This is a genomic window from Corynebacterium sp. FDAARGOS 1242 (genome assembly GCF_016889985.1).
GTDB lineage: Bacteria > Actinomycetota > Actinomycetes > Mycobacteriales > Mycobacteriaceae > Corynebacterium > Corynebacterium minutissimum_B.
Genome location: NZ_CP069568.1, coordinates 1,362,158 through 1,376,112 on the forward strand (window position 1 = coordinate 1,362,158; position 13,955 = coordinate 1,376,112).

The 13,955-nt window shown below is 58.7% G+C and carries 10 protein-coding genes and 1 tRNA gene; 4 read left to right on the plus strand and 7 right to left on the minus strand.

Going from position 1 to position 13,955, the window contains the following annotated elements; all coding sequences use genetic code 11:
• Positions 1-9: 9 nt before the first annotated feature.
• Positions 10-104 (minus strand) — tRNA-Sec (locus I6J72_RS06465).
• Between the two features lie 35 nt (positions 105-139).
• Here I6J72_RS06465 and selD point away from each other — a divergent pair.
• Complete coding sequence (selD, locus tag I6J72_RS06470) at positions 140-1,114, plus strand: selenide, water dikinase SelD (RefSeq protein ID WP_204100373.1); 975 nt, start codon at positions 140-142, stop codon at positions 1,112-1,114.
• On the opposite strand, the gene nrfD is transcribed toward selD, so the two are convergent.
• From nrfD to I6J72_RS06495, 4 genes are all read right to left on the minus strand, one after another.
• Complete coding sequence (gene nrfD / locus I6J72_RS06475; protein WP_204100374.1) at positions 1,104-2,198, minus strand: NrfD/PsrC family molybdoenzyme membrane anchor subunit; 1,095 nt, start codon at positions 2,196-2,198, stop codon at positions 1,104-1,106. The two genes, selD and nrfD, sit on opposite strands and share 11 nt — an antisense overlap.
• Complete coding sequence (locus I6J72_RS06480; protein WP_204100375.1) at positions 2,195-3,238, minus strand: 4Fe-4S dicluster domain-containing protein; 1,044 nt, start codon at positions 3,236-3,238, stop codon at positions 2,195-2,197. The genes nrfD and I6J72_RS06480 overlap by 4 nt, the downstream gene beginning before the upstream one ends.
• Before the next feature lie 5 nt (positions 3,239-3,243).
• Positions 3,244-6,516, minus strand: coding sequence for a formate dehydrogenase-N subunit alpha (gene fdnG / locus I6J72_RS06485; RefSeq protein ID WP_239107538.1), 3,273 nt, complete (start codon positions 6,514-6,516; stop codon positions 3,244-3,246).
• A 103-nt stretch (positions 6,517-6,619) separates the two neighbouring features.
• Positions 6,620-7,504 carry a PRC and DUF2382 domain-containing protein gene (locus tag I6J72_RS06495; protein WP_204100377.1) on the minus strand — a complete coding sequence of 295 codons (885 nt, stop codon included), beginning with the start codon at positions 7,502-7,504 and terminating at the stop codon, positions 6,620-6,622.
• A gap of 478 nt (positions 7,505-7,982) precedes the next feature.
• On the opposite strand from I6J72_RS06495, the gene I6J72_RS06500 reads away from it, so the two are divergent.
• From I6J72_RS06500 to I6J72_RS06510, 3 genes are all read left to right on the plus strand, one after another.
• Positions 7,983-9,053 (plus strand): biotin/lipoate A/B protein ligase family protein, encoded by a 1,071-nt coding sequence (locus tag I6J72_RS06500; protein WP_204100378.1) that lies wholly within the window; start codon positions 7,983-7,985, stop codon positions 9,051-9,053.
• 116 nt (positions 9,054-9,169) lie between these two features.
• On the plus strand, positions 9,170-10,510 hold the full coding sequence (locus I6J72_RS06505; RefSeq protein ID WP_204100379.1) for a dicarboxylate/amino acid:cation symporter: 1,341 nt from the start codon (positions 9,170-9,172) through the stop codon (positions 10,508-10,510).
• Positions 10,511-10,516: 6 nt separating this feature from the next.
• Entirely contained in the window at positions 10,517-11,290 is a 774-nt protein-coding gene (locus I6J72_RS06510; protein WP_239107209.1) for an MFS transporter, read from the plus strand.
• Between the two features lies 1 nt (position 11,291).
• On the opposite strand, the gene I6J72_RS06515 is transcribed toward I6J72_RS06510, so the two are convergent.
• Both I6J72_RS06515 and I6J72_RS06520 read right to left on the minus strand, forming a co-directional pair.
• Positions 11,292-12,542, minus strand: coding sequence for an HNH endonuclease signature motif containing protein (locus I6J72_RS06515; protein ID WP_204098615.1), 1,251 nt, complete (start codon positions 12,540-12,542; stop codon positions 11,292-11,294).
• Between the two features lie 204 nt (positions 12,543-12,746).
• On the minus strand, positions 12,747-13,937 hold the full coding sequence (locus tag I6J72_RS06520; RefSeq protein WP_115021605.1) for an MFS transporter: 1,191 nt from the start codon (positions 13,935-13,937) through the stop codon (positions 12,747-12,749).
• Between the last annotated feature and the right edge of the window lie 18 nt (positions 13,938-13,955).

Here is a 13,955-nt window from a genome sequence, read left to right on the forward strand (position 1 = left end):
CAGCACGGATGGCGGAGACGGACAGGAATCGAACCTGCCAGACCGAGATGCTCGGCCTCACCGGTTTTGAAGACCGGGGCGCCCACCAGGACACGTACGCCTCCGCCTGCTCACCTTACACGGGGCTAAAGTAGTACTTATGACTGACATTAAACTAACGTCCTTTGCCGCCGGTGGCGGCTGTGCATGCAAGATCCCCCCGGGCGAACTCGAGTCTGCCGTTGAGGGACTCGTGGGCACCGCGGACCCCAACGTGTTGGTGGGGCTTGACGACGGCGACGATGCCTCCGCCGTGCGCATCGACGACGGACTCGCGGTCATCTCTACCGCGGACTTCTTCACGCCGATGCTCAACGATCCGTATGACTGGGGCCGCGTCGCCGCTGCCAACGCGCTGTCCGACGTCTACGCCATGGGCGGCACCCCCATTACCGCCATCAACCTCGTGGGTTGGCCGCGCGAGGTGCTTGGCCTCGACATTTTGCGCGAGGTCCTGCGCGGTGGAATGGACGTGGCATCTCAAGCCGGCATCTCCATCACCGGTGGTCACTCCATCACTGCTCCGGAACCCACCTATGGTTTGGCGGCCACGGGCATCGTCCACCCGGACAAAATCTTGCGCAACGACGCCGCCGAGGCCGGGCTTCCCATCACGCTGACCAAGCCGATTGGCGTGGGCATCCTCAACAATAAACACAAGGCCACCGGCGAGGTCTCCCAGGCCGCGGTGGACTCTATGACCACGCTGAACCGCGATGCGGCCGCTGCCGCGGTAGCAGCCGGGGTACGTGCCGCCACCGACGTCACCGGCTTCGGACTGTTGGGGCACCTCTACAAGATGTGCCGCGCCTCCGGAATCGGTGCGGAGCTAGACTTCTCCGCTGTTCCTGCCATTGAGGGCGCGAAGGAAGCCCTTGCAGAAGGGTTCATCCCGGGCGGCTCGCGCCGCAACCTGGAGTGGGTACGCCCCCACCTCGATACCGAGCTCAGCGAGGAGAACCTCGTTTTCCTCGCCGACGCCCAGACCTCGGGCGGCCTGCTCGTCATCGGCGAGGTTCCCGGTTACCCGGTCATCGGCCGCACCGTGGAAGGCTCCGGGATTACTATCCGCTAGTCACCGTCGAGCGCTTCAGGCCCTCTGCCCTGCGGCGGGCCTCCGCGCGGCGCTTCTGCGGCCCGATGGTCGTCGACGGATCCTTCACCGCTTCCAGTCCAGCGTTAAGCACGCCAAAACGTGTGCAGGCGGAGCCCGCCATTAGCGCCAGACCCGAAGCTACCGATACCGCCCGCGATTTTGTCAGTGCCGCTACTGCGGATCCCACGCCGCCGGCTGCAATGAGCGCCTCGGAGGCCTTCATGAGCTTTCCTGGAATTCCCTCATGCAGCGGGCGCTTGGGCTCGGGCTCCATGTTGTTTTCCATAATGCGGGTGGCCACCAGGTCACTCGCAGCGGCCGTCATGCCAAGAGCACGTGCGGGCGCTGCGCTCTCTACTGGGGTGAGAACCATGGCGGCTCCTGATGCGGCTGCCGACGCCGAGGATACGAACACATACGGCAGGTGCTTCTTCGCATCGTTCCACGTCGGATTCGAGGTATTCGCCAGCAAGACGGCGGTGTATCCGGCCAGCGGACCACCGAATACTCCGGCCACCACGCCAGCCGGAGCAGCTGCCTTGTCGAGGAGACCCCGAATCTTAGCAGGAAGCACCCCTCCAACCAGCTCATCAGCTTCCACAACCGCGGGGAGCGCGGCAGCCGAGGCGAAACTCCCCAGAATCCACGAGCCGATAGACATCGGTGAGGTCACCTTAAACACACGGAACATGTTGAGGAGGCGCTCCGGGCGGCCCAAGTCCAGAATCAAGAACACCGAGCCTACCGACGCCGCCGAAAAGGCCGTCAGCCTCGTCGAACGCCGCAATTCCTTATTACCCGTGACCTGCGCACCAGTAGCCAACAGAGCTGAACCGCCTGCGAGGCCACCAAGGAAGAGGTAGCCACCAATCGGCCACTCCCACGGCGGAGCCTTGACCACGGGTTTGCCGTAGTAGGAAGTGAACTCGAAGTCCTCCGCCATACGCTGTTCTTTGGAGCCGTCCTGGGCGCCAGCACCTACCCGTTTGCGTTTCTTAGTACCTTTTTTGCCGCGAAAGCGACGTGGCTCTTGCGGCGGGCGGTACTCATCAAATTCGCTCACTTGCGGCCTCCCAACACGAATGCTCCTGCTACGGCGAGTGCCATTCCTCCGATGGCTTTCACCGCGGTCTTGTACATCTGCGGCAAGTCTGCCGTGGGCACGCGCGGATCCGGCGGCAGACCATAGACCTCCGGCGAATCCAGCAGCAGGAAAATGGAACCGGTACCGCCGACGCCATCCTCGCTATTCGCTCCATACAGACGTGCCTCAGTAAGCCCTTGCTCGTGCAACACGCGAACGCGTTCCTGCGCTGCGGCAAGCATCTCCTCATAGGGTCCGAACTGGATGGAATCCGTAGGACACGTCTTCGCGCAGGCGGGCTGCTCACCAATCTTGAGGCGGTCGTAGCACATGGTGCATTTTTGGGCCACGCCGAGGTTCTTAATAGGCATGGTCTGTCCCGGCACGTGGTCTGGGCCCTGCGGCTTGAGCTGCTTGAGCTTGGCCAACACATTCACGCCCGCGTGGTCAGGAACTTCGTAGTCTGCCGTGGCCGTCTTATCTGCTTTCAGCGTGACGCCACCATCATCGCGGCGCTCAATCACGCCAAAGGGGCAGCCAGCCACACAGGTACCGCAGCCATTACACACGTCATCTTGGACCACGACGGTGCCGAACTCCGAACGGAACAACGCACCCGTCGGACAGACATCCAGGCAGCCGGCATTGGTGCAGTGCTTGCACACATCAGAGGACATGAGCCAGCGGAAGTCATCGGTATCCGGTGGCGTCGTCGGTACCTGCGTCGTCGGCATACCCAGCGAGATGAGCTGGCGGCCTTCCTCGCGTGCCTGTTCAATGCGCTCGTTGTTTTGCTCAACAAACGCCACGTGACGCCACGTGTTTGCGCCTAAGGAACCGGTGTTGTCATAAGAGTTACCGGTCACCGCATAACCCTCAACCGGGTTGCGGTTCCACTCTTTACACGCCACCTCGCAGGCCTTACATCCAATACAAATGGAGGTATCGGTAAAGAAGGCCATACGCTGGTAGGACTCGTAGCCGTGCTTGTCGGCTTTTTCCGTTAATGCATTAGCCACGGTGTCTAACCCTCCTTGCCTTCGTAATCAGCAACGTTGCCTGCGGTGGAATCATCACCTGTGTTGTCCTCCGTTGCCTGTCCTTCGGTGGTGAATTCATCACTCACATCGAGAACCTGGTTGCCCGACTCCACAGTCAGGTTGGCCCTTTCCTGGTACTCCCGCAATAGCTTGACACGTGCTTCTCCACGTGGGCGACGTCCCGGCTGAATATCGCAGGCACCGACCTTGGAGTTCTGAATGAACACATTCGGCTCCAAAGTTAGGCCCAACAGGTCATTAGCGCCGTCGCCAGCCACATCGGTAGTCTCCGATTCGCCGTAGTGATACGGCAGACCAATCTGGTGGAACTCCTCACCGTTAATGGTGAGCATCTCCATGCGGTCAGTCACCAGCACCTGGGCTTCAATGACGCCACGCGGCGACACGATGGTGGCCCACTCGCCGTTGACCAAACCACGTTTTGCTGCCAAGTCCTTATCCACCTCGCAGAACAAACCTGGCTGCAGCTCCGCCAAGAACGGCAGGCGGCGCGACATCGCACCCGAGGTGTACATCTCCGTCAGACGGTACGTGGAGAACACAAACGGGAACACATCTGCGCCATGCTCCCCTGGCTCTGGGCGTGAGAGGTTGTCCTCACGTTTAATGGTCAGGCGAGTTGGCGATTGCTGCTGCTTGTACAGAGCGTTCGTGACCGGGGATTCCTGCGGCTCGTAGTGAGTCGGCAGCGGACCATCGGACAATCCCTTTGGCGCAAAGAGCCAACCCAAGCCGTCTGCCTGCATGATGAACGGATCATCACCGTCGAGGGCATCTGGGCCCACGGCATCCACGGGTGCAACATAGTCTGGACGCTTCGTGGCTGGGAAGTCCGGCACGTCGTCACCGACCCACGTGCCTTGGGTTTCATCCCACCACACGTACTTTTTGCGCTCCGACCACGGAGTTCCATCCGGCTTCGCGGAGGCACGGTTGTACAGGATGCGGCGATTAGCCGGCCAGACCCAGCCCCAGTCGAGTGCAACTTCGTTCTGCTCGGAGCCCGGAACCTTCTTCGCGGCATGGTTGATGCCATCCTTGTACACGCCGGTGTAAATCCAGCATCCGCCAGACGTCGAGCCGTCGGCACGCATCTCTGTGAAGGCCGGCAAGAGCTGCCCCTTCTTCGGCCCATCAAGGTAGTAGCCGTTGATTTCACGCAGGATCTCATCCGAGCTCGGGTCGCCATGCTCGTCCTCTGTGTAATCCCACGTCACTGCCTTAATCGGCAGATCGCGCGGATCGGTGGAATCCGCGAGGCGCTCCCTAATCTTCTTGCCCAAGTGGTAGAAGAACCACGCCTCACTGCGTGCTTGGCCTGGAGGCGGCGTCGCCTGGAAGCGCCACTGCACCATGCGCTGAGTCTGGGTGAAGGTACCGGACTTCTCCACGTGGGTGGCCGCCGGCATCAGGAAGACCTCAGTTCCAATGTCCTCGGTCTTAAGCTCGCCGTTCTTGATTTCCGGGGAGTCCTTCCAGAAGGATGCGGTCTCGATCTCCTGGAAGTCACGCACGACCAACCACTTCAACGAAGCGAGGCCGCGACGCTGCATACCACCGTTGGACTGTGCCACAGCAGGGTTCTGTCCAAAGACGATGTAGCCCTCCACCTCCTGGCGCAGCATGGCGAGAAGTGTCTCGTACGTCGAATGCGCACCAGACAAGCGCGGCATCAAGTTAAAGCCCCACTCGTTCTCTTCAGTGGCGGCGTCACCCCAGTAGGACTTCATCAAGGACACGGCATAGTTCTCACCTATCTGCCAGAAGCCCTTCTGGTCGTCCTTGCGGAAGGAATCGAGGTACTCGCTCCAGTTTGCTTGGTCCACGTGCGGCATCGGAAGGTAGCCCGGCAGCGAGTTAAACAGCGTTGGAATATCCGTCGATCCCTGAATCGAGGCGTGTCCACGCAGCGCCATGATGCCCGAACCCGGGCGGCCAATGTTGCCCATTAGCAGCTGCAAAATTGCCGCCGTGCGGATGAACTGAGCGCCCAAGGTGTGCTGGGTAAAGCCCAGTGCGTAGGCAAAACAGGTAGTGCGTTCCGGGGTGGAATTCTCCGCGATGGAGTTAGCCAAGTAGTGGAAATCCTCCTGCGAAATACCGCAGGTTTCTTCCACCATCTCCGGGGTATAGCGCGAGTAGTGACGCTTCAGAATCTGGAAGACAGTGTTCGGATCCTGAAGAGTCGGGTCCTTCTCCACGTTCCATGAGGAGCCCTCGGGTTTCTGCACATACTGCCACGAATCCGTAACATACTTGCCCGTCTCCGAGTCATAACCAGAGAACAGACCCTCGAGGTCTTCCGTGTCTTGGAAATCGGAGGAAATAATGGACGCCGCATTCGTGTAATTCACCACGTAATCGTGGAAATACAGGTCATTGTCCAGCACATACTTGATGATTGCACCAAGCAGTACCACGTCCGTGCCACCGCGAATACCAATGTGGCGGTTCGCAAACGCAGACGTGCGCGTGTAGCGCGGATCCACGTGGATAATACGTGCACCACGCTTCTTGGCTTCAACGACCCACTGGAAACCCACGGGGTGGCATTCCGCCATGTTAGAACCCTCGATGACGATGCAGTCCGCATTCGCCATATCCTGCAGCGGTTGGGTTGCGCCGCCACGGCCAAACGACGTTCCTAAACTAGGAACGGTAGCGGAGTGTCATATGCGCGCCTGGTTCTCGACCTGAATCGCGCCGGTTGCCGTAAACAGCTTCTTAATGAGGTAATTCTCCTCATTGTCCAGCGTCGCACCGCCCAATCCGGCAATGCCCATGGTGCGGTTGAGGGGACGCCCTTGCTTATCGACGTCTTCCCAATGCCTCTTCCGCGATTCCACAAAACGATCCGCGATCATGTTCATCGCGGTCTCTTCATCGAGCTCCTGCCACTCGGTGGCATAGGGCGCGCGGTATTTAATCGTGGTGACGCGGGAAGAGGAGTTAATCAGCTGCTCAGAAGCAGAGCCCTTCGGGCACAAACGGCCGCGGGAAATCGGGGAATCCGGGTCACCCTCAATCTGAATGACGCGGTCATCCTTGACGTAAACGCGCTGGGAGCAGCCCACCGCGCAGTAGGGGCATACCGACTGCACCACGCGGTCTGCGTCGACAGTGCGGCCGCGAAGATCCTCGCTGTGTGCCGACTGGGTCGACAAGTCGCGACCGAAGGCATCCTTGTTGCGGATCTGGCGCACGACTGGCCAGTTCAGCGGACTAAATCGAGACATACCCTCAAACCTACTTCCTTCCGCCTCGATTTGCTAGACGGCCTCTACAAACACCAAAAGGGCCTGAAGCCCTTAAGCTTCAAGCCCTTTTCTTTATCCCGATTTACTTGCGGACGTCGGTGATACCCTCGGTGTCGATCTGCTCCTTGCGCAGCTCCTCGGTGTGGGTCTCGGTGTCCTGGATGGTCTCCTTGGACAGGTTGACCTTCTCAACCGGAACGGTCTTCTTGTCAACGTTCACGCGCTCCTCGTGCAGGGTGACGGAAGCCTCTGCGGTGTCGTTGTCACCGATGGTGCCGTTGAAGTTAGCGGCGTCAGCCTCGGAGATCGGGGTGCGCTCGACGCGAACCTCTTCGCGCTCAACCGGAACCTCAACGGTCTCGGTGTCGGTCACGACGTACTTGCGCAGACGTGCCTCGCCGGTAGCTACGCGCTCCTTGTTGACGTCCAGGCGCTCCTCGGAACGGATGAGCTCGTTGTCGTTGTCGGTCAGGTTGTGACCAGCGGTGGTGTCGGTGGCAGCAGCGCGGTCGGTGGTTGCGGTGCGCTCGGTGGTCACGGTCTCATCGTTGGCGTGAGCGCCAGCACCGGCAACGCCAGCACCTGCAACGCCAGCACCAGCAGCGCCTGCACCGGTGGTGGTGCCAGCGCGCTCATCGCGGTAGGTGGTGACGTCCTGTGCGTTTTCCAGGTTGTAGTGCTTAAAGATATCGGCCTGAGCCTCCGGGGTCAGCGGCTTATCGGAGTCGAAGTCCGGAGCACCCTCAATGCGGTCCTTGGAGAAAGCCAGCTTGAGCTCATCACCGTTGAAGTCGTGGCCGCGGAGCGGAACCAGGCTGGAGTTCATGCCGAACAGGCCGTGGTTGACCTCAACGAAGGTCGGCTGACCGGTCTGCTCATCAACGAAGACCTCCTTGACGGAACCAAGCTTCTCGCCAGCCTTGTCGTATGCGGTTGCGTCGAAAAGATCCTTGATGTTCTTGCCCATTGTTCTTTAAACCTTTCTACAAATGGTCTATCTATCGGTGGCAAACGTGCCGAGCCGATCGCCACCCCCGAATCTAAGGTTGGAAGGGGTAGCGATTTGCTATTTCGTTTGCTCTGCTCTCCACGATACGGACAAATCAACAACTCGCCACCTCCGCGACCCAAATTAACCAGTTTCCACGCGCTTATCGCAGGTCACACAACCTATAACGATTAGGTAACATACTCATTTATGCACCATAGTGGCCCGTTTTATACACCCCTCGGTCGAAAACGAAGCGACAGGGCATCGCTGCACCACATGACGGCAAGGCAACGTGCACTTCCGCCTCCATTGCAACAATGTCCATTTTCCACACAAACTTCTACCCCCTTCACAGGAAGTATCAACAAATCATCGGTACCCCCGCGCTCGCAAAATGGAGTTAAAGGTCTATTTCCACGCGTGCACTTTTACCCCTCTAGGTACTCTGAACACCATGAGCACAAATAGACACTTTGAACTCAAGGTCCCCGGCGGCAAACTCATCGTCGTCGATATCGACGTGGACTCCGACAACACCATTAGCAATGCCACAATCTCTGGAGACTTCTTCCTTGAGCCCGAAGAAGCCTACGACGCCCTCAGCCCAGCCCTTGTCGGCCTCACCACCGCCTCAAGTACGGCCGACATTCAATCCCGCCTCGACGCCGCCCTGCAACGCGTCGACGAACCCGTCGCCCTGCACGGTTTTAACACCCGGCACCTCGCCACGACCGTCAAGCGAGCACTGTCCGGCGGCACCGATTTCACCGACCATTCGTGGGAAATTCTGCGTCCCGGCGTTCTCCCCACTCCAGTCAATGTCGCGCTCGACGAGGTCCTTCTCAACGAGGTAGCCGCAGGAAAGCGCGGCCCTACCTTGCGCTTCTGGGAATGGGAAGACAAGGCCGTCGTGTTCGGTTCATACCAGTCCTATTCCAACGAGCTGGACCAGGAAGGCGTCGACAAGCACGGCATCATCCCCGTGCGCCGCATCTCCGGCGGTGGCGCCATGTTTATGGAGGGCGGCAACTGCGTGACTTATTCCCTGTACGCTCCGGAGTCTCTCGTGGCCGGCTATTCCTACGAGGCCAGCTATGAATACCTGGACCAATGGGTGCTCGCCGCACTGAGCAAGCTTGGAGTAAATGCGTGGTATGTGCCGATCAATGACATCACGTCGGACGGCGGCAAGATTGGTGGCGCAGCCCAGAAGCGGCGCCAAGGTGCGGTGCTGCACCACACAACGATGAGCTACGACATCGATGCAAACAAGATGCTGGAGGTCTTGCGCATCGGCAAAGTCAAGGTCTCATCCAAGGGTTTGGCCAGCGCAAAGAAGCGCGTCGATCCACTGCGCCGACAGACCGGCGTGCCACGCAAGGAGATTATCGACACGATGGCGCGCGAGTTCGCCACTCGCTATGGCGCCGTCGACGCCGATCTTTCCGACGCCACGCTTGCCGACGCCCACCGCCTCGTCGACACAAAATTCCTCACCGATGCCTGGACTAAACGCATTCCTTAAGTTGCGTGGGAATTTACATCCAGCGTACTGTGTTGATATCTCTAGCGAACCGATCTGTTCGTAATATGCGAACCAATTGGTCTTTTCTATACAACGCTGTTTAGAAGGAATTTCTCGTGTCTAACACTTCTTCCCGCACGCTGCCCTCTTGGGCCACCGGCTTTGGCGCCCAGGTCATCGCCGGCCTCATCATTGGCCTCATCCTCGGCTTCATTGCCTCCGGCATGGAATCCTCTTGGCTCTCCGATACCCTCTCCGGCATCGGCGGCGCCTACGTCCAGCTGCTCAAGGTGATGGTTCCGCCGCTCATCTTCGCCGCGGTGGTTACCTCGGTTGCCAACCTGCGCAAGGTCACCAACGCTGCTTCGCTCGCAATCTCCACCCTCGTATGGTTCGCCATCACTGCCTTCTTCTCGGTTCTAGCCGGCATCCTAGTAGCGCTCGTGATGAAGCCGGGTGTGGGCACGACTGTCGACGCCTCCACTGCCGCCGATCCTTCCCACGTCGGTTCCTGGACCGCTTTCCTTCAGCAGCTCGTCCCCTCCAATTTCTTCGGGCTCTCTGCATCCTTGAGCGACGACTCTGTTTCCTTGGGCTTTGGTGCCCTCCAGCTCCTCGTCATTTCCCTAGCGCTGGGTATCGCTGCTGTGAAGGCCGGCACGGCCGCCGATCCTTTCCTGCGCTTTACCGAATCCTTCCTCAAGGTCATCCAGGTGGTCCTGTGGTGGATCATTCGCCTTGCCCCGATCGGCACCGCGGCCCTCATCGGTAAGGCCGTGGCGACCTACGGCTGGGACGCGATGAGCTCCCTGGGCAAGTTTGTTCTGGCAATGTACGTGGGCCTTGCCCTGGTAATCGTCGTGGTGTACCCCGCTGTACTCCTTTTTAACCGCATTCCAGTCATCGGCTTCTACAAGCGTGTTTGGCCGGTCTTCTCCCTCGGCTTTGTCACCCGCTCCTCCATGGGTGTCATGCCAGTCACCGAACGCTTCACTGAGAAAGCTATGGGCGTGCCGCGCGAGTACGCCTCCTTCGCCATCCCACTGGGTGCGACGACCAAAATGGATGGCTGTGCCTCCGTCTACCCGGCCATCGCGGCAATCTTCATTGCCCAGTTCTACGGCATCGATCTTTCCTTGACCCAGTACCTTCTCATCATTTTCGTCTCCGTCATCGGTTCCGCCGCTACCGCGGGTACCACGGGCGCGACTGTGATGCTCACGCTGACTCTTTCCACCCTGGGCCTCCCGCTCGCCGGTGTTGGCCTACTGCTCGCCATCGAGCCCATCATCGATATGGGCCGCACCGCCGTCAACGTCACCGGCCAGTCCCTGTGCGCCACCATTGTGGCTAAGCGCGCCGGCATCCAGGACCAGGCCACGTGGGACGCTGCCGAAAATGGTGTCTCCAGCATCATGAACGACGACGAAAACGACCGTGAAAGCGTAAACGCTTAAACGAAAGTGACGACGCATAAGCGGGGAATCTACGCCGCAATCGTTCCATCCGCCACGGCATCCGGCCTGCTACTGGGCTCCCTCATCGCAGTTTCACTCACCGGCGTGCTCGACGACGATGCCCTCATCTCCTGGGGTTGGCGCGTCCCCTTCCTCATCGCCCTCCCTCTCGGACTTTATGGCCTGTGGATTCGCCGCAACGCCGATGAGTCTTCCCGCTTTGAGAACCAAGATGACACGGAGGAATCCCCTCTTCGCGAGGTCATCAAGTACCCTAAGGCCCTGGCTATTGCCTTCTCGGGCGCGGTTTTCAACGCCATCGGCTTCTATGTCATCCTGACTTATCTGCCTATCTACCTCTCCCAAGAGTTGGGCATGGCGGAAACACCTGCTATCAGACCGCTTGGGCCGCCGCACCACCATGCTGTGCGCTGCACTTTTCATGGGGTCTTCATCGTCCCAGCATTCATGCTCCTCGACGGTGCCGGGATTCTCCTTGTCATCATCATTCAAGTGTGTCTCGGCGGCGTACTTGCGCTTAACGACGGCGTCCTCCCCTCGTTCCTCTCTGAACAGTTCCCCACCCATGTTCGTCTTTCTGGCTTTGCGCTCACCTTCAACACGGCAAACGCAGTGTTTGGCGGTACCGCACCGATGATCGCCACTTGGCTCATTGATAAGACCGACAACCAACTGGCCCCGGCGTATTACCCCGTTGCCGCTGCAATTATCACCGGCGGAGGCGTTCTCTTCGCTTCCGTCGTCTCAGACGACGAATAGCTTAGAAGGGGATGTCGTCGGTGCCAGCATCAGTGTCGGCCTCGGCCTTGGCTTGTTCTGCGTAGTAATCGTCGAGTTCCTGTTTGAGACGTTGAGCTTCTTCGCGCACTCGTTTCCTCGTGGCGGTGACATGTTGGGCGACTGTTTGTGCCCAGCGCTTTTGCTTTGGTGCTAGAGGCCCGTCGGCTTCGGTGATTGTCCACGTACCGTCGGCGAAAAGCCAGATAACATCCCCACTATAGGGATCCAGCAAGTATTTCAGGGTGCCATCAGTTTTCATGTTGTGATGCCCTTGGCATAAACACGCCAGGTTCTTTGGATGAGTAGGCCCTCCTTCGGCCCAGTTATGCCGGTGATCCAACTGGGAGTGGAAGGCTGGTTTGCCACATCCGCCGACCCGACAAGTACCGTCACGGCCTTCGACAAATTTGCGCATGATGATTCCTGGTTGGTAGCCGTCCGCTTCGGCTATATCACCGGTTAAGTCCCGGGTCTTGTCATGCGGCATGGACTCAGCCCGCCAACCAAAACCTTCAATGAAGGTTGGTGCATTCTCAATATCGCAGGCTTGGTAGGTGTGTAAGACCACGGTGGCCGGTGGGGTGATTTCACCGCTAAGAAGCTTCTTGATTGCATCGGTGATGGTGATGCCTTCTTGTGCGGCGGTTTTATGGATGAAGGCATCGATTTTAATGCCCGTGTCTTCATCACACTGCAGTTCAAGCCAGGCGGAAGTGCCGTTAGAAGAAAAGCGGTAAGCGTCTTTGGGGCGGGTATCGCGAAAAGCAATGGAATCATCCAGGGTTTTGCACAGGTCGCGGACTTTGCGCCTGATTTGACTGCGGGTAGGAAAAGCCTGATTCGGCTTGGTAGGGGTGAAAAAATCAGCCAGGATCGAGTCGATGAAGTCCAAGGTTTCAGCAGTCAACGCCGTTAGTGCTGAGAGGGGTTGGTCGATAGCGATCAAGGATTCAATGTCCAGCAAACAGTGGGCATCTTGTATGGCTTTGACTTTCGGCAGGCTATCAAGACGGTAGATAGCGCGCAGACCTGATTTGATGTGGCCTTCCGGTAGCGACCAGGCAGCCACTAGGGATAAGGCGGTGGTGTCGATATCGGCTTCAAGGCTGGGCATCGCCCCGACCCAGGTCTCGTAGGTGGCTCGGCGGGCTTTGCAGCGTGCTATGGCGTGTGGATTGTTGGGGTTGGTAGTGGAAAAGAAAAAAGTTGGCGGACGCGTAACGGTGGTCATGGTTTCCCCGAGATAGACATGTATTAGAAGAAATGTTCTAACCATGATTCTAGCGCCAAACACCATGGATGGCTAGACCCACTGGTAATTTCAAGTCAAGTCGTTACTATAAACGGGGGTAGTGCCCGAACGTTTCGCCTGGATGTTCGGCACCAACAGTTAAAGGCCAATGAGCAAAATTACGCTGTGAGGCCATCAAGGAATCTATTCGTACCGCACGTCACCGCGCGCAATGTCCTTGCGTCCGTGAACAATGAAGTACACCACCGAAGCCACCAGCATCAAGCCTGCCAGCAACCAGTACATGACGGAGTAACCTGTCGCGGAGATAACCTGACCCAACAGAATCGGACCGAAACCAATACCGACGTCCAGCAGCAGGAAGAAGGTCGAAATCCCCGCACCCATCTCGTGCATCGGCACCAGACGTACCGCGATAGCCTGGCCCGCCGGAAGGATAGAGCCGTATCCGATACCCACCAAGGCGCCCGCAGCAATAATCTGCCAATCAGCACTAGCTGAGGCAAGGACAGCCAGGCCGGCAATGAAGAAGATCAGTGATGAGTAGATGATGATGTTGTCACCGCGGCGATCTTGCAGCTTGCCCAACACAAATCGCAGAATGAGGCTCACCACCGCATAAGCCAAGAAGAAGTAGCTAGCGCCCTTCTCCAGGCCAGCGTGAGAGGAATAACCATTCAGGAAGGTAATAATTCCCGTATAGGCAACACCGACCAGAAGAATGAACACGCCAAAAGGTGCCACTGCTGGGTGCATAATATTCCCCAACGAGAAGGAGACACTACGGTGCTCCTGCGCGGGCGCCTTGACGATGAGCCCCAGCCCCAGAGCGACTACCGTGAGCGTCAGCGCCACGAGAAACACGGTGTTATAGCCAGCATTGTGGACAATCGCTAGGCCTGCCGCCGGACCAAAAGCTGTAGCCAGCGTCGTGCCCAAGGCGAAGTATCCGGTTCCCTCAGCGCGGCGATGGTCCGGGATAACCGATTGCGCCACCGCCATCACAGCCGTCGACGCCACCGCATATCCGAAGCCGTGCAAGATGCGGACAGCAAACAACAGAGGCAGAGACTGGGCCGGGAAATACAGCGCCATCGCCACAGCTACCACGATGAGGGAGATGACCAGCGATCGCTTCCGCCCAACAGCATCCACAATGTAGCCCGAAAAGAGGCGAGCAATCGTCGCCCCCACCACGAAGGCGCTTGAGGCAAACCCGCCCGCCGTATCCGAAGCCTGGAACTGCTCGACGGCATAAAGCGCCATGATGGTCACGAGCAGATAGAAGACCGTAAACTGGGCGAAATTTACCAACCACGCAAACACGAATGTCGGCGTAATGAGGGACCGGGATTCAGAGGACGTTTGAGACACCTTCTTCGACAGCGTTAT